At 62.4% G+C, this 19996-nt stretch carries 15 protein-coding genes; 9 read left to right on the top strand and 6 right to left on the bottom strand.

What is annotated here, in order from left to right; translation table 11 throughout:
• Position 1: 1 nt before the first annotated feature.
• Positions 2-2641: a carboxypeptidase-like regulatory domain-containing protein gene (locus tag VNH11_13365; GenBank protein ID HVA47352.1), complete on the bottom strand. Its 2640-nt coding sequence runs from the start codon at positions 2639-2641 to the stop codon at positions 2-4.
• A gap of 258 nt (positions 2642-2899) precedes the next feature.
• Between VNH11_13365 and VNH11_13360 the strand changes: the two genes are divergently transcribed.
• From VNH11_13360 to VNH11_13345, 4 genes are all read left to right on the top strand, one after another.
• Entirely contained in the window at positions 2900-3196 is a 297-nt protein-coding gene (locus VNH11_13360) for a hypothetical protein (protein HVA47351.1), read from the top strand.
• Between the two features lie 24 nt (positions 3197-3220).
• Positions 3221-4093 carry a VCBS repeat-containing protein gene (locus VNH11_13355; protein HVA47350.1) on the top strand — a complete coding sequence of 291 codons (873 nt, stop codon included), beginning with the start codon at positions 3221-3223 and terminating at the stop codon, positions 4091-4093.
• Positions 4072-4335 carry a hypothetical protein gene (locus VNH11_13350; protein HVA47349.1) on the top strand — a complete coding sequence of 88 codons (264 nt, stop codon included), beginning with the start codon at positions 4072-4074 and terminating at the stop codon, positions 4333-4335. The genes VNH11_13355 and VNH11_13350 overlap by 22 nt, the downstream gene beginning before the upstream one ends.
• Before the next feature lie 100 nt (positions 4336-4435).
• Positions 4436-5866: a sulfatase gene (locus VNH11_13345; GenBank protein HVA47348.1), complete on the top strand. Its 1431-nt coding sequence runs from the start codon at positions 4436-4438 to the stop codon at positions 5864-5866.
• A gap of 683 nt (positions 5867-6549) precedes the next feature.
• Here VNH11_13345 and VNH11_13340 read toward each other — a convergent pair.
• Positions 6550-6972, bottom strand: a complete 423-nt coding sequence (locus VNH11_13340; protein ID HVA47347.1) for a VOC family protein — start codon at positions 6970-6972, stop codon at positions 6550-6552.
• A 177-nt stretch (positions 6973-7149) separates the two neighbouring features.
• A complete protein-coding gene (locus VNH11_13335) occupies positions 7150-8400 on the bottom strand; it encodes an RNA polymerase sigma factor (GenBank protein ID HVA47346.1) in 1251 nt (416 codons plus the stop codon).
• A gap of 223 nt (positions 8401-8623) precedes the next feature.
• Between VNH11_13335 and VNH11_13330 the strand changes: the two genes are divergently transcribed.
• The 3 genes from VNH11_13330 to VNH11_13320 all read left to right on the top strand — a co-directional run bounded on the left by VNH11_13330 (position 8624) and on the right by VNH11_13320 (position 10961).
• The gene (locus VNH11_13330) at positions 8624-8836 is read left to right on the top strand and encodes a DoxX family protein (GenBank protein ID HVA47345.1); all 213 of its coding nucleotides are present in this window, start codon (positions 8624-8626) and stop codon (positions 8834-8836) included.
• Positions 8837-8910: 74 nt separating this feature from the next.
• The gene (locus VNH11_13325) at positions 8911-10287 is read left to right on the top strand and encodes a neutral/alkaline non-lysosomal ceramidase N-terminal domain-containing protein (protein ID HVA47344.1); all 1377 of its coding nucleotides are present in this window, start codon (positions 8911-8913) and stop codon (positions 10285-10287) included.
• 77 nt (positions 10288-10364) lie between these two features.
• Entirely contained in the window at positions 10365-10961 is a 597-nt protein-coding gene (locus VNH11_13320) for a Uma2 family endonuclease (protein HVA47343.1), read from the top strand.
• A gap of 234 nt (positions 10962-11195) precedes the next feature.
• Here VNH11_13320 and VNH11_13315 read toward each other — a convergent pair whose 3' ends face one another.
• The 3 genes from VNH11_13315 to VNH11_13305 all read right to left on the bottom strand — a co-directional run bounded on the left by VNH11_13315 (position 11196) and on the right by VNH11_13305 (position 16679).
• Positions 11196-12539, bottom strand: coding sequence for an ABC transporter permease (locus VNH11_13315; protein HVA47342.1), 1344 nt, complete (start codon positions 12537-12539; stop codon positions 11196-11198).
• Between the two features lie 3 nt (positions 12540-12542).
• On the bottom strand, positions 12543-14552 hold the full coding sequence (locus VNH11_13310; protein HVA47341.1) for an HlyD family efflux transporter periplasmic adaptor subunit: 2010 nt from the start codon (positions 14550-14552) through the stop codon (positions 12543-12545).
• Between the two features lie 201 nt (positions 14553-14753).
• Positions 14754-16679 carry a tetratricopeptide repeat protein gene (locus VNH11_13305; protein HVA47340.1) on the bottom strand — a complete coding sequence of 642 codons (1926 nt, stop codon included), beginning with the start codon at positions 16677-16679 and terminating at the stop codon, positions 14754-14756.
• A 287-nt stretch (positions 16680-16966) separates the two neighbouring features.
• Here VNH11_13305 and VNH11_13300 point away from each other — a divergent pair, with 287 nt between their 5' ends.
• Together VNH11_13300 and VNH11_13295 are read left to right on the top strand one after the other, a co-directional pair.
• Complete coding sequence (locus tag VNH11_13300; GenBank protein HVA47339.1) at positions 16967-18238, top strand: DNA repair exonuclease; 1272 nt, start codon at positions 16967-16969, stop codon at positions 18236-18238.
• 249 nt (positions 18239-18487) lie between these two features.
• Positions 18488-19750 (top strand): MFS transporter, encoded by a 1263-nt coding sequence (locus tag VNH11_13295; GenBank protein ID HVA47338.1) that lies wholly within the window; start codon positions 18488-18490, stop codon positions 19748-19750.
• The last annotated feature ends 246 nt before the right edge of the window (positions 19751-19996 follow it).

Genomic DNA, 19996 nt, shown 5'->3' with positions numbered 1-19996 from the left:
TTTAGGGTGACGTTCGGCGACCGCCGGCGCCGAGCAGATCGATCTCGCAGGCCGAGACCGGTTTCCCGCGTGCTGCCCCGATTGCCGCTTCGATTTCGATTGTGCCCAGATCGAGGGCGCCTTGTTCCGATTCACCCTTGGGCATATTGAACCGCACAATCTTCCCTCCCACGGCAGCCACCTGTCGGTCTGCTGTTCGCTGGTAGAGATGGAATGCGAGTTCATAGTCACCATTTGGTACGAAGACCCGAAACGTCCCGTCGCTGGCGAGATTCACGCGATAATGGTGAAGCGTTTGTAAATACGCGTTGCCTTCGGCCGACGAAATCCATAGGTCGTTCCAGCCTTTTCGCCAGTCGAATCGCTGGACGGCGATCTCCAGCGGGGGCTTGATGCCCCGTGTCTTGCCGAGCAGATAGTTTAGCGAATAGCTCAAGTCGATTTCGCGTGCCCCGCCGCCCTTGAGCACCACCTGCCCGCGAACTTCGCGACCGGCGCCGCCGAGGCCGATCGTTGTTGTTTCACCTGGCTGGAGGTCGAGCGGCACGGATTCCGTCGAGCCTCCATCGCCTGTTTTCGACGCCGACTGCGCGAAGCTGAGGGTACACTTGAGCGGCGTCGCGCGGTCGAACGCGAACCGGCCCTCCGCGTCGGTCTCGGCAACGTAACGCACCTCGAGGGTGGGCCATTGCGGCGAGCGTACGCGCAACGGCTGGAGCGTGAGTTCGGCCCCGGCAATCGGCTGGCCATGATCCATCAACCTACCTTCCACGCGAGCAAACTCGCTCAAGGTCAAGTCGCCGGGCATTTCCTCCGGCCGGCGAGTGCCTTCGGCATAACCGAGGTCGTGAATCACCATCAGGCAATAGCGTTCGTACTGAGCGGGGAAGGCGAAGCTGCCGTCAGCGTTCGTGGTCCGCGAGTCGACATTGCGGCCGAACGCGGGTATTCTGGGCGTCTGTCCCTGGACAAGGTGCAAAGGTTGTGACGGCGTTACCAGAACGACGGTGGCGCCTTCCAACGGCCTGCCCTCGGCGGTCAATGCTCGGCCGGCCGCAGGCGGCGCAGCATGAAGCGCCACGTCGCACGTCGCGTCGGCGTCGCCAAATCGGAAGCTCGCGTCGCTCACGGCGCTTCGGAAGCCGGCCGCCTCAATACGCACGCGGTACGCGGTCTGGTTCGGTTCCATTTTAAGCGACGGGCTGAGTTCCATTTTAAGCATGTAGCGACCGGCGGCCCGTTTGGCGAGGCTGCGTTCCACGAGCAATTTACCGCTTGCCAGCTCAAGCACCGGCACAGCGGTGAACTCGCGAATCGCCTCGCCCGTCTCGACGTCGGACACCGAACCGGAAATGCTCAGTTGAAGCGGAAACGTCAGCGTTTTCTCGGCGCCGTCGGCGGTCAAGCTGACGCTGGTGGCAGGTGTCGGATTCTTCGTGGGCCGGGAAATCCAATAAGTCACCGCGTCGTCGGGCGCCCAACTCCACTCATAGATTCCGCGTTCATCCGAATACAGCGGGATCTTCGTATCGAGCACGTTCGGGTGCTTGTTGTTGTAAAGCGACTCGCCGCCGCGCCAGTTCGCGATGCCAATGAACACCTTGGGAATTGGCTTACCCGAACTGTCGATGAATCGCAGCCTGAGCATTTTGCCCGGCCGCAGTTGGAAGTCGACCGACGGGTTCTCAGGCGTGATTTCGATCCTCCGCAATTGCGGCATCCAGCCTTCCGCCACGACCGTCACCGTGGTCGGCCGCGCCGGCAACGGCGGAAGGCGGTATTTGCCGTCTTCGTCCGTGAGCACTTCCTGGCTGCCTTCCTGCGAATACGGGTGATCTCCAAAGACGACAACCGCGCCGGCAATCGGTTTGCCGTTCGCCTCGGTCACCCTCCCGCTGACGTTGATGCCGCGTTGCATGGTGATGACGGCGGTCTTTGCCCGCAGTTGTTCCATCGTCACGTCTTGCCGCTGCTGCATCTCGCCCCACGATTGGTCGTTGATGTAGTCGGGATGGCTGATTTTCAGGCGCACCTGAGCTTCTTCGTCCGGCGGCACGTTGTCGAGTGTCCAGCATCCGTGGGCGTCGGTGACGCGCGCATCCCCGCCGAAGGCGAGCCAGGTGTTGACGAGCGGTCGCTCCTTCATCGTATCGACGCGATCGACGTGCATCACTTCGACCTTTGCTCCCGCGATGGGCTGGCCATCGGCATTCTTCAGCACGCCCCCGATGACGCTTCCATCGGCTAGCCGGAAGGTATACTCGTCAGGAATTGGAAAACCATTGTCCTGGAACTGCGGCCACCAATTCGCAAACAGCGGAACGTAGCTATCGCGGCTCGCCCAGATGCGCAGGATCGTCAGCGTCTTCGGCAGCTTGACTTCGACTTTTCCAGCGGCGTCGGTGACGTAATCGCGATTATGGTCGAAAGCCTCGTCGGTCCACACGGAAACGTGGATGTCCGCCTTCGCCACAGGTCGCTCGTCGGAATCGACGACCACGATTCGCATTTTGCCCGTGGTGCCGACTTCCTTGGGGCGTGGTCGTGGCTGGGCGGAGCAAAGCGGTGCGGCGAGTTGTAGGGCGATTATCGAAATAAGGATCGACGCGGCCCGCGGAACGAAATGATTGGTGGCAGCCATAGGTATTTCTCCGCGTCTGGGATTCAGGGCGACGTTCTGTGTGATTCTATTTTCGCGGCCGCAAAGCTATGTGCAACACCTGGTGTCGCTTTTAGTTCAGGAGTTTCGCGGTGCGCCGCTCTGTAGGGAACGCCCTCTGTGGCGTTCCGAGGCTACCGGCGACTACCGCGTGTTGCTTTCCCAAGGCACTCGGCTGTATATTGTGGTCGACGTCTCAGTGGTAAAGCCAAGTCCATTCTCAGCAAGAGGAGGTGTCTCATGAAGCGGCTGTTGTTCTCCGCACTCCTGCTCGGCGGCGGCACGATTTCCAGTGCCGCGGATTTCGAGCCGCCCGTGCGTCTCAAGGCGGCCGGCGAGGCCATTCGCGTGGAAAGCCCCGGCTATGCGGCCCCCTGCTGGACCGATCTCAAGGGCGATGGAAACCACTATCTGCTCGTCGGTCAATTCAACAACGGAAAGATCCGCGCCTACAAACACCTTGGCGCTGACAAATTCGCGGCGGGCGAGTGGTTGGAGGCCGATGGCAAAATCGCCGAAGTGCCCGGCGTTTGGTGATGCACCAGCTCGACTCCACAGTTGGTGGACATCGACGGCGACGGCAACCGCGACATTCTCTCCGGCTCGTATTCCCGCCTGGAAAAGGCGATGGCGGGGCTGTTTCAGGTCTTGCACGGCAACGCCAACGGCACGTTTCGCACGGCGGAAGCCCTGAAGGGGACGGACGGCGAGCCGCTGATCATCCCCATCAAGGATGAGCAGCAGCGGGTCGAAAACATCTGCACGCGGCCGTTCGCGGCCGATTGGGACAGCGACGGCCGACTCGATCTGGTCGTGGGCAACTTCTCCGGAACGTTTTATTGGTTCCAGGGAGAGGGAAAGGGAAAGTTTCAACCCCAGCCGGAAGCGATCAAGAGCGGCGAAGCGATTTTGCGAATCGCGGGCAATCATAGCGATCCGTTCGTCATCGACTGGGACGGCGACGGCGATCTCGATCTCGTCAGCGGATCGTCCAGCGGCGGCGTGCAGTGGGCTGAAAACACCGCTGGCAAGGGCGAGGTGCCAGAACTTGGCGCTTTTGAATGGTTAATCCAACCAGGGGCAGATCCCTTCGAAGATCGGCTACTAGTCAGCGAAAACGACTTGAGCGGTCCGTTAAGTTCGACGCGGGTCTGGGTCGCCGACGTAAATGTTGACGGCAAACTTGATTTGCTGGTTGGCGATTCCGTCACCCTTAGGGCGCCGGCCGAGGGGCTGAGCGAGGCCGAGTTCAAGAAGAAGTTCGCCGACTGGCAAAAGGCCTTCGCGGTCGTCAGAGAGAAATTGACTCCCGCCACGTCCGACGAGGCCCAGCGCACGAAGGCCTTCGAGGACTACAGGAAGGTCTATGAGCAGCGCGCGACCTTCATGCGTGAAGAACAGAGTGGCTTCGTATGGCTCTATTTGCGGAAATGAGGCGGCGCTTTCAATTCAGCTTGGGTTTCGTGTTCGCGATCACATTTGCCGCGGCATTAGTCGCTGCTGCGATCCGCGCCACGAGGGATGGAGCGATTGCCACCGCGCGAGCCCAACTGCAGCAGCTCAAAAACCTCCAAGCGGAATGCCATGCGATCGCCGCCTCGCCGCGAACAATTCGTGTTATCGACGCAAAAGTCCAGGCGGCGGAAAGGCGAGTGACCGAACTGCAGGACCGTTAGCGAGCTTCGTTTCGCTGGCTGCGAAGCATCGGGCTTCTACGTTAGAATCATCCAACGCCCGAAAAGGGAAACGATCCGCTGACCAACAAAGGCTGACACGATGATCCGCGCTTGCCTGCCTGCCTTGACCTTGATTCTGCTGACGACGCCGTCGGCGCTCGCGGCCGACACGAAAAAGGCACCGCCAAAACCGAATGTGCTGTTTATTGCGGTGGACGATCTGAACCACTGGGTCGGGCATCTGAAGCGCAACCCGCAGACTCGAACGCCCAACATCGATCGCCTCGCGGCTATGGGAGTGACCTTTACCAGGGCCTACTGTGCCGCGCCCGTCTGCAATCCCTCCCGCGCGGCTTTGATGTCGGGCCTCCGGCCTAGCACCAGTGGCGTGTATGACAACGGGCAGGACTGGAAGCCCGTCATCGGCAAGGAACTCACGCTCACCACGCAGTTCTTGCAGGCGGGCTACGAAGTGTTCGGGGCCGGCAAGATCTATCATGGCGGCGCGCATCGCGAAGGCGAATGGACCGACTATCTCACGCCTGGTGGCGGCGGCTTGAAGCGGCATCCCTCCGCGGCCGACGACGGCGTGGGCGGTATTCAGTTCTATCCTTTGGCCAACGACGATTACGACATGCCCGACTATAAGGTCGTCAGCTACGGCCTGGAAAAACTGCAAGCGACGCACGACAAGCCATTTTTTCTGGCGATCGGCCTGGTCAAGCCGCACATGCCGTTCAGCGTGCCCAAGAAATACTTCGACCAGTTTCCGCTGGAGACCATCGAGTTGCCGCCGTATCGCGAAGACGATCTCGACGACGTGCCGGACGCCGGCGTGAAAATGGCCAAGCCCGGCGGCGACCACGCGCAAATTCTCGCCTCGGGACGCTGGAAGGAAGCCGTGCGGGCTTACCTGGCGACGATCGCCTTTTGCGACGCGATGGTCGGCCGGTTGCTCGACGGGCTGGAAAAGTCGCCTCACCGCGAGAACACCATCGTCGTTTTCTGGGGCGACCACGGCTGGCACCTGGGCGAGAAACGCCATTGGCGGAAGTTCGCCCTGTGGGAGGAGGCGACGCGGGCACCCTTGATCTACGTCGTGCCCGGCGTGACGACGGCGGGCGGCGTATGCCGGCGGCCGGTCGACTTCATGACTGTTTATCCTACGCTTTGCGACCTGGCCGGCATCGCAGTGCCCAAGCATGTCGAAGGGCCGAGCCTTCGCGCGCTGCTCGCCGATCCCCAGTCGCCCTGGGAACCTCCGGCATTGACCACGTATCACCGCGACAACCATAGTCTGCGGAGCGAAAAGTGGCGTTACATCCGCTATGCCGACGGCGGCGAAGAGCTTTACAACCACGATGCGGACGAGTACGAGTGGACGAACCTGGCGCCCGGTCCGCAATATGCTTCGATCAAGGCCGACTTGGCGAAGTGGTTGCCCGCCGTCAATCATGCCGAACTTCCGCGCGAAAGCCAATCTGAGCGACCTGCCCAGCGACGCAAAGCGGCGGCCGCCGGCGCGCGATAACAGGCGGCCGGAGCCGCATTGCGGGACTCGCGGCTGTAGTACCGTTTTTGTTCAGCGTAGCGCAAACGGTGACACTTCGCCGCGGAGCCGGACAGGAGTTTAGCCGTGAGCACCAGCCCACGTTGTTCTACACGAGTCCGACGCCGCGTCGCGGCCGTTGCGTTCCCAGTCCCGTAGGGACGGTAGAGTTTAGCCGTGGGCGCGAGCCCACGGAAGAGGGCGCCATCGATCCGCGCAGCCGCGTAGCGGCGACAGAGCGCGTGGTGCGACACCTCTGTCGCCGCTACGCGGCTTGCCTAATCTACCGCATCGGTACCGTGGGCTTGCGCCGCTTGCGCCCACGGCTAAACTATCTCGCCGCTACGCCGGATGCTGGGGGGAACCTCGCGTCACGAGTAATGACGGCGATTCGTTTGCGATAAACTCGCCGGCTGGACGCATCGCCCTTCGGCACAAACGAAGCTTGCGCGGGCGAATCGGCGGCTCCTGAGCGAGGCTTGGCTCGAGTATTCTGGGATAACGGCCAGCAGGGCGTCCTGCTGCCACCGGATGAGTTGTTCTTTGCTGGTTACTCTTTCAGAATGAGCGCGAGCGAAGGGTGCGGCAGCCCGAGCAAGTCGAGCTGCCGCACAATCGCGTAGGAACAAACGTAGTCCAGGTCCGCCCTCGCCAGGCGGTGCCCGTTATTTCTTTTCGCCTTCGACGTGGATCATCCACGAGACGCCGAAGCGGTCGGAAAGGACGCCGAACGCCGGTGAGAAAAAGGTCTTGCTCAACGGCGCTTGCACCTTTCCGCCATCGGCCAGGGCATCGAAAAGCTGCTTGGCCTTGGCTTCGTCCGGCGGGTTGATGGCCAGCGAAATGCCCTGGAAGCTCGCCTTGCCGGCGCTGTGGCAGTCGGAAGCCATCATCATCGTCTCGCCGATGCGGAAGCTGGCGTGCATGACTTTGTTCTCACTGCCCGGCGGGAGCATGCCTTCCGCGCAAGGCTCTGGGCTGTCTTTGAAGCGCATCAGCATTTCCACTTCGGCGCCGAGCGTGCGGCGGTAAAAGTCGATCGCTTCTTCACAACGGCCGTCGAAATTGAGGTAGGCTAGGACTTTCATCACGTCTCCTGTTTAAAAATGGGTTACAACGAATGGTGCTGTCCCGAACAACGCTTCTGCCGCCGAACGTCGATTCTGCGTATTAGTCGAACGGGGACCGGGCAAATCGACAGCGGCACGCTATTTTTTGCCGCTGGATCGGAGAACCGTCAGATCGACAAGCCCCTGTCGCTTTTTTTAGAGGCTTTGCACCTCGCGCAACCGGCGCTGGAGATAACGCCGCTCGCTCTCGTTGGTGACAAGCTCGAGCGCTCGCGTGTAGCTGGCCACCGCTTCACCTGACCGGCCTAGCCGCCGCAACAGGTCGGCACGGGCGGCGTGCAACAAGTGGTAGCCGTCAAGGTCGCCGCTGGTGGAAAGTTCATCGATGAGACTCAGGGCCGGCCGCGGCCCCTCGACCATCGCCACCGCCACCGCTCGGTTCAGCGAGACGATCGGCGACGGCTGCACGCGCGCCAGCAGGTTGTAGAGCTGAAGGATCTGGGGCCAGTCGGTCTGTTCGGCGTGCTCCGCCTGGCAGTGAAGAGCGGCAATGGCCGCCTGCAAAGCATAAGGGCCGGGGCCGCCGCGCAACGCCTCATCGACCAGCGGCAGGGCTTCGGCAATCTGCGGCTTGTTCCATAAACGGCGGTCCTGCTCCTCCAGAACCACCAGGTCGCCGGCCGAATCAAGCCGAGCTTCACGGCGCGAATCCTGTAAGAGCATGAGTGCCAGCAGCGCCGTCGCTTCCGCCGGCGGCGTAGGAGCCGTCAATAATCTCACGATTCGCGCGAGCCGAATCGCCTCGGCCGATAGATCGGTCCTGATGAGCAACTCGCCGCGCGTGGCCAGATAGCCCTCGTTGAAAATCAGGTAGATCACCGTCAGCACCGCATCGAGTCGTGCCGGCATCTCATTGGTGCCGGGCACCACATAGGGGATGCCGGCGTCGCGGATTTTGCGTTTTGCCCGCACCAACCGCTGGGCCATCGTCGCCGTGGGCACGAGAAACGCCCTGGCGATTTCGTCGGTCTCCAGGCCGCCCAAGGTGCGAAGCGTCAGCGCCACCTGCGCCTCGCTGGCCAGGGCCGGGTGACAGCAGGTGAAGATCAGCCGCAGGCGGTCGTCGGGGATGTCGCCCGCGTCGTCGCGGGGCATTTCAACGGTCCGAATTTGGCCCGATTCGGCGAGCGACTGAAGCTTCTCCGTCAGCCGCGCGCGTCGCCGCAGGCGGTCGATTGCTTTGTGCTTGGCGGTTTGTATGATCCAGGTGCGCGGCGAACTGGGTACGCCCGACGCTCGCCATTGGTCGACGGCGGCCGCAAAGGCTTCCTGGGCCGCCTCTTCGGCCACGTCGAAGTCGCCGACGAGCCGGATCAAAGTGGCCATGATCCGGCCCCAGTCGGAGCGGTAGACCTCATCGACGGCGGCGTCGGCGTTGGAAAGCATGCCGTATTGTAAACATTTTTTTGGCCGCCTTGTCGATCCGGACAGGCATCGTTCGACTTAGTGCTGGAGGTACATTATGAAATACATCGGCATCGCGGAGCGGATTCCCGTGGCGACCGTGGGCACGATCGAAATCCGCCCCATTCTGGAAATACCGGGATTGCCCGAACAGCCGTAGGTCTGGCTTTGTAGCCAGACAGCCACAATACAGAGGAACCCTTCAATGCAATCAGAAACACCACCAGCATCGATCTCCAAAGGCCGACTCTGGACCGGCCGCGTCATGAGCGCGCTGCCCGCGCTGTTCATGATCATGGACGGCGCCATGAAGCTGGCGAAGCCGGACTTCGTGGTGACGCACACGGTGGAACTGGGCTATCCCGAAAGCGTGATTATTCCGCTGGGCGTCGTCTCGCTGGCCTGCACTTTCCTGTAAACCGGCATAAAGGAGACGAGCGACGTTCGAGGCGAGCTCTTATGTCAGCCGCGGCCTAGGCTAGAATGGTCCGTATGAACCCTCTCTTCCTTCTGCGAACCTGCGGCCTTTCCGCCATCGTCAGCCTAACCTGGCAGTTCTGCGGCCAGGCTTACGCCGCCGAGGCGGAGTGGAAAGTGGGCGTGGCTTCCGTCAAGCTCACACCCGATCGGCCAGTGCCGATGGCCGGCTATGCCGCCCGCACGAAGCCGTTCGAGCAGGTCGAGGCCGACATCTTCGCCAAGGCGATGGCGTTGGAAGATGCCGAAGGTCACCGGGCCGTGCTGGTCACGTCGGACTTGATCGGCTTCCGGGCCGCGGTGGCCGAAGGAATCTGCGCTCGCCTAAGTGAGAAGATGGGACTCAAGCGCGAGCAGATCCTGCTCAATTCGTCGCACTCCCACGCCGGGCCGGCGCTCGCCATCACGCCCAAGAGCGATGACGCCGAATCGCTGCGCACCGTCGAGTACACGCGCAAGCTGCAAGATCATGTGGTCGATGTCGTTGTGCAGGCGCTGGCACGTATGCGGCCCGCACGGCTCTCGGCCGGTCAAGGCGTCGTCGATTTTCCCATGAATCGCCGCGAGTTCCGACCGACGGGCGTTATTCTGGGCGTCAACGCGCGCGGGCCGGCCGACCGTAGCGTGCCGGTATTGCGAGTCGATTCCAACGACGGATCGCTCCAGTCGGTGCTGTTCGGGGCGGGCACGCACAATACCACGCTCGGTGGCGACAACTTCCGGCTCTGCGGCGACTACGCGGGCTTCGCCCAGCAGCAGGTTGAAGAAAAGTTGCCCGGCGTGACGGCCATGTTCATGCTCGGCTGCGCCGGCGATTCGAACCCTTATCCACGCGGCACGATCGCGTTGGCGCGCCAGCACGGCGCGACGCTTGGCAACGATGTCTGCCGCGTGCTCGACACGACGCTGCGTCCGGTCCGCGGTCCACTGCGCATCGCGTTCGGCCAGGCGGCGCTGCCCCTGGAGCCGTTGCCGCCTCGCGACGAGCTTCAACGGCGCGCCGCGGGCAAGACGCGTTACCATCCGGCCGGCGCCCAGGGCCTGCTGGCCATGTTAAACAAGGGTGAGACGCCGCCCAGCGAGTACACTTGCCCCTTCACGGTTTGGCAGTTTGGCGACGACCTGACCTTGGTGGCTTTGCCGGGCGAAGTGGTGATCGACTACCTGCTGATGCTGGAAAAAGCCCTGGGGCCAAACCAGCTTTGGGTGATCGCCTATTCCAACGACGTTTTCGGCTATCTCCCTTCGGCGCGGGTGCTGGAAGAGGGCGGATACGAAACGCGCGGCATCACTGCGGGCGGCAGTGGTTATTTCGCGCCCGCGGCGCAAGACGTGGTGGTATCCTACGTGCGTCAACTCGCCCAACAAGCCGGTCGGAAGGCGTTACCTTAACACGCCGCGCCGGCGAGGGGCGGCGAGATTTTTCGTGTCGCTTGGCGTGCGACCCTATCGGAGGTAGACTCAAAAACGTGAGCACTGCCAAGAAACTCAATCTCGTTTCCGTTGACGATTACCTGGCCGGCGAGTTGATCTCGACGGTCAAGCATGAGTACCTGGGTGGCGTGGTTTACGCGATGGCCGGGGCGCGCAACGCGCACAACATCATTGCCACAAACACGCTGGTCGCTCTCGGCAGCCGCCTGCGCGGCCGTAACTGCCGTCCATTCAACTCGGACACCAAGATCCGCGTCCGTCTGCCCACTCAGGTGCGCTTTTACTATCCAGACGCGTCGGTGATTTGCCGGCCGAATCCGCAGACGGCATCCTTTCAGGACGAACCGGTCGTCCTGGCGGAAGTCCTCTCACGCCGCACTCGCCGCATTGACGAAGGCGAGAAGAAAGAGGCTTACCTGACGGTCCCTTCGCTGGGAGTTTACCTGCTGATCGAGCAAGACTCGCCGGCGGTCGTCATCTTTCGCCGGACCGAACATGGCTTCGTCCGTGAAGTATACCAAGGACTGGATGTGGTGCTGCCGCTTCCGGAAATCGAGAGCGACTTGCCGATGGCCGAGATCTACGAGGCGGTGGAATTCAGCGCTGAGCCGGAAGAAGATAAAGCGGAGTGAACGCCATCGGGTAAGGGTCACTACGGCCAATTCGCACCTGTCGTTCATTTATGGCCGCGTGCGCAAGGCGCATGCCCGGCTGCGGCAGGTCGCCGGGCAGGCCGCGCCTTGGTTCATCAACGTTTCACCCGCCGATACTGAAAGTGCGGAAAGGAGCTGAGCCATGATCGCGGCAAAACACGATCTCAAGGTGCGGCGCCGGCGCGACTGGTTGTTTTCGGCCCTGGCCGCCCGCTACTCGTGCCGCAGGGCTTCGATGGGGTCCATCATGGCCGCACGCTGGGCCGGATAGATGCCGAACACGACGCCCACCACGACGGAGATAATGAACGCCACCGCGACCGACCAGTTGGCAATCACCGGCTGCAAGGTCTGGATGACGTCGGGCAGATCCTTCATCCAATGCGGAAAGAACTGTTGCATAAACCAGCGTGCCGCGCCAACCACACCCCCAGAGGGATAGCGGCAAAGATAGCCGAGCGCCACGCCGCACAGCCCCCCCGTGGCGGACAGTACGATCGTCTCCGAAAGAAACTGCTGAATAATGTCCCGGCGCTTGGCCCCCAAGGCGCGGCGAATGCCGATCTCGCGGGTCCGCTCGGTCACCGTCGCCAGCATGATGTTCATGATGCCGATGCCGCCGACCAGCAGCGAGATGCCCGCCACCAGCACGGAGAGCACACGAAACATCATCTGCAAAATTTCGGCCTGCTTGAGCAGCTCCTTGGGCACGATGATCGAATAGTCTTCCAGCTTGTGGAACTTGTCGAGCAATATTTTGATGACCGCGGCCGTTTCCTCGACCTGCGAAATGTCGCTGACCGTGACGGTCAACTGGCTGAGCTGGACGATTTCGCCTTCGCGGCTGCCGGCCTTGCTGGTCAGCACCTGATCGCCGATGCGATGCCGCAGCGTCTCCAGGGGGATGTAAACGTCCTTGTTGTAGTCTTGGCCGGTAAAGCTGCCGCCGATGTTGCCCGACGCGGCCCGCTCGCGAGTCACGCCGACGACTTTGTAAAAGTCCTTGTCGATCTGCACCGCTTTGTTGATCGGATTCGCATAAGGGAAAAGCTGCTCCGCCGTCTCATGGGCCAACACGCAGACGTTGTCTACGTGCTTGAGATCGCCGTCGGTCAAGAACCGCCCCCGCGCGATCTTCAGATTGTTCATGGCCAAGTAGGCGGGCGTGCATCCTACCAGCCGGATCTCGCAGGTATGCTCGATGTAGCGTGCTTCCTTGGAAAGCTCGCGCAGCGGCGTGGCCCGCTTGACAGTGGGAATCGTCGTGGCGATCCGCTTGAAATCGTCGCGCAGCAGGCCATAGCTGACGAAAAAGCTGGAGGTCGCCCCGGTCGATTGCCCGGCGGGCTTGATGCTGCGAATGATGATGTTGTCGGCGCCCAGGTCCTTGATCTGCTGTTGGGCCTGATAGCTGACGCCCTCGCCCATGGCCACCAGCCAGATGACGGCGGTGACGCCGATCATGATGCCCAGCACGGCCAGCACCGAGCGGAGCTTGTGCAACAGCAGGCTTTTGACGCCCAGGCGGAGCGTCTGCAGAAACTTGGAGCGGTACATGCTTTACTGGCCACCCGGTGGTCCGCCACCCGGCCCCCCGCCGCCGAAACCGCCCCCACCAAAGCCTCCCGCACCGCCTGGCCCGCCACCCTGGCGGCGCCTCTCGGCGTTCGCCTTGTGTTCGGCCTCGTCGACGAAGCCGTCACCGTTGGCGTCCATCATGCCAAAGAATTGTTGAGCTCGCTCGGGCAGTTCATCCACGGTGATCTTTCCATCACCGTTCGCGTCCATCTCTTTGAAGCTGCGTGGACGACGATTGCCGCCCTGCCCGCCGCCGCCCTGCCCGCCGCCGCCCTGCCCGCCGCCGCCAGGACCAGCCCCGCTAAATCCGCCGCCGGGACCACCGCCTCCACCGGGCCCGGCTTGCATATCGCCGCCCGGGCCACCCTGTCGACCTTGACCGCCCTGCCCGCGTCGCCGGCCGCCGCCTTCACCCGGTGCGCCGTCTCTCGGACCACCGCCCGGCGGGCCGGCGCCCGGACCTGCGGCACTGGCGGGAGCGGCGGCATCGGGCTTCGCATGCGCCGTGCCAAACCGCTTGCTCACGTCAACCGCCTCGCCTTCGGCAGACTCGTTCGAAGCATCGGGCACGTCGGCCCGCGGATTCAAGAGCACCAACTCGCCTTCCTTCAGGCCGTCGACGATTTCAATGACGGTGTCGTTGGTGCTGCCCAGCACCAAGTCGCGTGTTTCAACGCCCTTGCGGGTCTTGACAAAAGCATGAAACTTGCTGCCGCTCTCGACCACGCACTGCACCGGAACCTGCAGCACGTTTTTCTTTTCGTCGACGAGAATTTCGACTTCCGCGGTCATGCCCGGCTTCAGCCCGTCAGGCTCGCCGTCGATACTGACGATCGTGCCGTATTCCTTGACGGAAGAGCTGAAAAAACTGCCCGGCTCAGGCTGGTTTGCAATCGTGCCGATTTCGCCCTGAAACTCGCGGTCTTGAATCTGCACCCGCGCCCGCATGCCGATGCGAAGCTGGTCGACCTTCGTCTCGTGAACGAGCGTCTTGACTTGCATGTGCTTCAGGTCGGGCAGCTTGAAGATCACCTGGTTCTGCTGCACGCTGGCGCCCAGGTCGATCTTGGGGGCCGACTCTCCGCGACGTCCGCCCGAGATGTCGTTGGCCCACACCACCATGCCGTCTTGCGGAGCGCGGATCGTGCAGCCTTCGAGTTGCTTTTGCAATCGCTCCAACTTGGCCACTTCCTTCTGATAGGCGGCCTCGTCCGACTTCATCATCGCCCCGGCGCTGTCGCGCACGCTGATCAGCCCTTCGAGCGTTTTCGCCTTGGTGTATTTCTCCAGCACGTCTTTTTGCGTTTCGGCCACGCCGAGATTGAGCTTGGCCTGCTCGACGGCGAATTCCTTCGACTCGACGTCGAGCTGCGTCACGTACCCCTTGCGGTGCATTTTACGGCTGTAGTGCAACAGGTTTTCGGCGCTCGAAAGGTTCTGCTTGGCCACGGTGATATTGGCCTCGAGCTGCTGCAGCGTTTGCACGAAGGTGCCCTTGTCGTATTCGTCCACCGAGATTTCGGCGGCGGAGAAGTCTTTGGACGACTTGATCTTGGCCGCTTCGGCCTTGGCCACCAGAATCTGTTGGTCGCGAATCGCCTCGTCGGTCGAGTATGAATCGAGCTCCGCCAACACGTCGTCTTTCGCCACGTGCTTGCCGTCGTCCACGATGCTCAGAATCGTGATCGGGCCGGGCACTTTGCACCGCAGCTCGATGTTCTTCGCGCTCTCGACGTTGCCGTCTTCCGTCACCGTGACGAGCAAATCGCCCTTCTTGACGGCGGTGGTCAGCAGTCGGCTGTCCGCCTCGTCGCCATCGCCGACGTAGTAATGGGCAAAGGCGAAATAACCGATGCCGCTGAGTCCCAAAAAGCCGACGAACGACAACACCCACTTCAGCCAGTTTCCGCCCGCGCGGCGCGGGGAGCGACCGGCAAAGCCATTTTGAAGACGTTTCGTGACGCCGCGGTCTTCGGCCGTCATGGCGCTCATGGATGGGTTCCTCTTAAAAAGCGGTGGGAGGGCGGGAAGGCATGCTCAGGCTCGGTTGCGCGGTGTCCGCCGGCCGGCCTAGAAACGTAGTGCGGGTGTCTGCCCCCACGGTTACTATTGTTCGTTAATTGGCCGCTCTTTGCAAGCAGGAAATGACGGTTTCAACGGTTGTGCCTACAGGGCTGGGTTTCCCGGCCCGTCTCAATCCTCGTCGTCGGCGGACCTTTTCCCTTTGCCTCCCTCGGCCGCGCCAGTCAAAGACTCCTGAACCTGGCGCCGAAACTCGGGATCGACGGTCGCTCCCAACTTTTCGGCCATCTGCAAGTCGTCCCAGGCCGGCCTGAATTTCTTCTGGCGAAAACGCACATCCGCCCGGTACAAATAGGCGTCGGCGGCATGCGGCTCGAGCTGGATTACATGGTCGAAGTCGTGTTCCGCGAGGGCAAGTTCGTCGCGGACCGCGTAAGAAACACCGCGATTCAGCCAGGCTGCCGAGAATTCAGGTCTGAGCGCAAGGGCCTGGCTGAAGTCGTCGAGAGCCGCTTCCAGGTCGTGTACCTGGGTCTCCGCCAAACCGCGGTTGTACCAACCCATCGCATCGCTCGCATCGAGCCGGACCGCGTCGTTGAAATCGGCCAAGGCTTTCTCCGGTTGGCCAATGGCGAGATAAGCCGTGCCGCGATTGAGATGTGCCAGCGGCTCTTCTCGCAGTTCCAAGGCCGCCGTCGCTTCTTGAATGGCCGGCCGCGGCAATCCCTCCGCAAGCAGTGCCTGGCACAGCCCGCGGTGCGCGCGAGCGCTGTCGGGGTTTTTTCGGACGGTATCTTTCCAGAGCCGGTAGGGGGTGGCGTAATCGCGGTTGCGGGCGACGGTCTGGCAACCGAGCAGAACCAAAATGACCGATGCCACGGTGGCGGCAAACCATTTCACGGCCGCGGCGTGAGGCGCGGTCTGGCACCACAGGAGGTGGACGAGCGCCACGACTTCGACGATCACCGCGGCCAAGGCGAGGTACATCCGGTGTTCGGCGGCGGTTTGAGTGATGAGCGGCACGAAGCTCGACGTCGGCGACAAGAGGGCGAAGAAGGCGAGGCCGGCGAATCCCAATTTGGGCCAACGCCAAAGTGCGACAATCGTGGCTGCGACGAGGGCCGCGATGACGGCCGCGTAGGGCCATACCTCGGCCGGGCCGCTGGCCAGACGGTCGCCATAATCGAACAGCAGAGACCGTGGCCAAAAGCATAACCAGAGATAATGAACGATGACGCCGAACTGGGTCTGGGCATACTGCCAGGCAGTCATGTCGCCCCCGAAACCGGCGGATTGCCCACGGCTTCCGGCCGACACCATCAGGCCGACAAGCAACAACCAGGTCGCCGCCAGACCCAGGTACAGCCCCCCGCGACGCCTCCGCACCTCGCGCAAGGATGCCGAGAGAAAGATGCGATCGTAGGCGGCGACGATCACCGGGGCCGAAACCATCACCTCTTTACTGGCCATGCCCGCCAGACAGGCGAGGAAGGTCGCGAAGTACCAGGTCCACGACCGGCGCCAGGACGAGCTTTCAGCCCCGCGAATGACGCAATACAGCGTGAGCAGATAAAACAACCCGCACATCGATTCAGTCCGCTCCACGGTGTACGTCACCGATTCGGTCAGCAACGGGTGAACCGTCCAGAGCAGGGCGGAAAGAAGAGCCATCCACAGGGCCAAGTCGGCCTGGCCGGCCGCGTGGTAGGCGAAGGTCCGCCTGACCACGCCAAACAACGTCAGTCCGGCCAAGAGATGCACGACGAGGTTGAACAAGTGGAAGCCGACGGCGCGCACCGTCCCTGCCGGAAGCCGCCCGCGAAACAGGTGCTGGTCGAGAGCCATATTGACGGCGAAGGTGAAGTAGACGAGCGGGCGTCCGGAGAACGACATAGCTGCGGGAGGATGGAAGAACTTGCTCAGCGGCAGCATTTGGCGGATGCTGGGGTTGTGCTCGATCGCCCGCAGGTCGTCGAGCACGAACGCGGCATGCAGGCTGTTGAGATAAACGATCGTCCCCGCCGCCACAATCACGAGCGCCGCCAGCCCGATGGCGGCACTTTGGGAAAATCGAGATGGGTGGGGCGCGTCGAGCATGTTCTGCTAATTTAGTATAGTGTCGGTCAGGTCAATGTAAGGTGGGACCAGCGAGCTTGCGAGCGCCGGCCCACCGATTGGAGAGAGAGCGAAGGAGAGACGGAGGGAGGGAGAGAAAGAAATGTTAGAGCGACGCGGCTCGCTGTCTCTCTCCTTCTCTCCGTCGCTCCTTCTCTCCGTCGGTGTCGGTGGGCCAGCGCTCGCAAGCTCGCTTGCCCCACCTTACCGACAGCGGCATCCTGAACCCTGAACCCCGACCCCTGAACCCTGAACCCTCATAGCCACGGATGGTCAAATTCCTTCACACCGCCGATATTCACCTCGACAGCCCGCTCAAGGGCCTGGAACGCTACGAGGGCGCGCCGGTCGAAGAGATTCGCGGCGCCACGCGGCAGGCACTCGGCCACCTCGTGCAGTTGGCCATCGACGAAAAGGTCGATTTCGTGCTGATCGCCGGCGACCTCTACGACGGCGACTGGCGCGACCACCGCACGGGGCTGTTCTTCGTCAGCGAAGTATCGAAGCTGCGCGAGGCGGGCATCCAGGTCTGCCTGATCGCCGGCAACCACGACGCGGCAAACCGCATGACCCGTTCGCTGCGCTTGCCCGACAACGTGCTGCGGTTCTCGACCAAAAGGCCGGAGACCCATTCGTTCGACGATCTCGGCGTTTCGGTACACGGCCAGGGATTTGCCACTGCCGCCTGCACCGACAACCTGGCCGAGGCTTACCCGGCGTCCGTGCCCGGCCACTTCAACATCGGCTTATTGCACACTTCGGCCGCCGGCAGCGCGGCGCACCCCAACTATGCCCAGTGTTGCTACGACGACCTTCGCAGCAAACGCTACGATTATTGGGCCTTGGGGCACATTCACCAGCGGGGCTGCGTGTGGGACGACCCACGAATCCATTTTTCGGGCAATATCCAGGGCCGCCATATCCGAGAGGCGGGTGCGAAGGGCTGCCTCGTCGTGACGGTCGATGACCGCCAACAGGCAGAGCTTCGTTTCGAACCGCTCGACGTGCTTCGCTGGGAACGTTGTCTTGTCGATGCTACCGGGGCTGAAGACGGCTATGCCGTCGTGGAGAGCGTCGCACGCAAACTTGGCGACTTGGTGGCGACGAGCGAAGGACGCCCGCTGGCCGCACGGGTCGAGATTTCGGGCGCATGCCGCGCCCACGAGAGGCTTGCGGCCGACATGCATCAGTGGACGAACGAGGTCCGTGCCGTGGTGTACGGGCTTGGCCGGGGAAACGTCTGGATCGAAAAGGTCCAGTTCCAGACCTCATTGCCGCGCGACGAGCACGCGTCGCTGGCTGACGACGGACCCCTGAGCGAACTCGTCGAATACATCGCTGAAGTTCGAGATAACGACGCGCTGCTTGCCAAGCTTGCCGAAGAGTTTGCCGACCTGTCTCGCAAGCTGCCCAATGAGTTGAAGGATCTCGACGATGCCCTGCCGTTCGGCGATCCCAAGGCCATTCGGCCCCTGCTGGAGCAGGTTCAGCCGCTCCTGTTGAGCAGGCTGGCCGGCCGGTCGATCGACGTAAACACTTAGCGTGCTTGTACTTGGTGAATTGCAGCAGACTCTGGACCGAGATGCCGTCCCAGAAGGGGGACGACGAGCCAAGCGATTACTGGTAGGCTTATCTAAAGCAAAACAAGAGCACAGGGGCAGGCCCGCCACGCTCTTTGCCTACACTACCTGGCGACGCCTTGGTCGCGTTGCTTTTTTTGACTATTCCTTTGGCTTCGCGACGGTTGTGGCGGACCGCTGTCGTGGCTCGAATGCAAGGCTGCGCGGCGGATGACGGTTTCGGCGACAACGGTGGCGAGAGTGCGAGGAGGGCTGGTTGGCGTCGTCCTGCTCTTCGCCGCGCTCTACTTCGTTCAAGGGATGAACGAAACGGCCACCGGCCTCGTCCACCAGCCCATTTATTCGCTGCTGAAACAGTGGAACACCGCCCCCGGCGAGATGACCACGCTGGTGGCGTTGCTCGGTTGGCCGTGGTGCTTCAAGCCGCTGTTCGGGCTGATGACCGACTTTTTGCCCCTGGCCGGATACCGCCGCAAGAGCTACCTGCTGTCGATGGGCGTTCTGGCCAGCGTCTGCTTCTGCGGGCTGTACGCACTCATGCCGTTGCCGTCCGGCTCGCGGATGTTCTTGATGCTGACGCTGATGATTCCGACGTTTGCGGTGACGTTTGCCGACGTCGTGCTCGACGCCCTGATTATCGAGGCCGGCCGGCCTCGCGGCATCACGGCGCGGCTGCAGTCGGTCCGCTGGGGGTCCTGCTATGCGGCCACCATTCTTACAGGACAGCTCGGCGGAAAGCTTTGCCAGCAACATCACGAGGAGTGGGCGTTTTTGATCTGCGGGGGTCTGGCGACGCTGGCTCTGCTCTTGACGGTGCTGTGCGTGCGCGAGCCGCGGGTGGTGGAGGTCGAGGACGATTTACCGACGATTCGCTCCACCTTCTCACAGGCCGTTCGCTCGCCGACGGTGTGGAGCGTGGGGGCGTTCCTGTTCGTGTGGCATTTCAATCCGTTCACGCAGTCGGTGCTTTACCTGCACATGACCACGACGCGGCACATGTCGGACGCTTTTTACGGCGATACGATTTCTTTGCTGGCGGTGGGTTCGATCGCGGCCTGCGCCAGCTACGGCGTTTATTGCCGAAAGGTGTCGATGCGCTGGCTGGTGCCGACGGCCGTGCTGGGCGGCGTCGCGAGCACGCTGGCCTACTGGTTTCTGCAAGGCACCACCAGCGCGGCGATCATCAGCGTCTTCGTGGGTTTCACCTATATGACGGCCAACATGATCCAGTGCGACCTGGCGGCGCAGGCCTGTCCGTTGCACGCCGCCGGTACGATCTTCGGGGGCTTTATGGCGGTGTGCAACATCAGCACGCTTTTGGCCACTTCGGTCGGCGGCTTTTGTTACCAATGGGCCAAGGACGGGCTGGGACCGGAAGACGGTTTCAAAGCCCTGCTCCTCGTGGGAGCGGCGTTTACCCTGCTGGCCTGGCCCGTGGCCCGGCGAATTCCGCGCGACCTGACGTTCCGCTAGACTTTCCCTGCGCCGGCAACCTCGCCGCAGGCCCAGTTGATGCCGTTGAACAGCCGTTGGCAAAAGGCCGGCTGGCTGAAGTCGCCGACGTGGCCCCTTTACTTTATCCGCTTCACGGATGGCTGCAGGGTCACGTTGGCGCTCTCGACCGGCTTGTTGAGATAAGCGAACAGGTCGGCGATCTCGTCCAACGTGAGCGAGTTCAGCAGCCCTTCGGGCATGGCCGACTTCTTGCTCGGCGCGCTC

It is taken from the genome of Pirellulales bacterium (assembly GCA_035533075.1).
Classification (GTDB): domain Bacteria; phylum Planctomycetota; class Planctomycetia; order Pirellulales; family JAICIG01; genus DASSFG01.
Note: the sequence above shows the minus strand (reverse complement) of the source record. Positions and strands in the feature narration are given on the sequence as shown.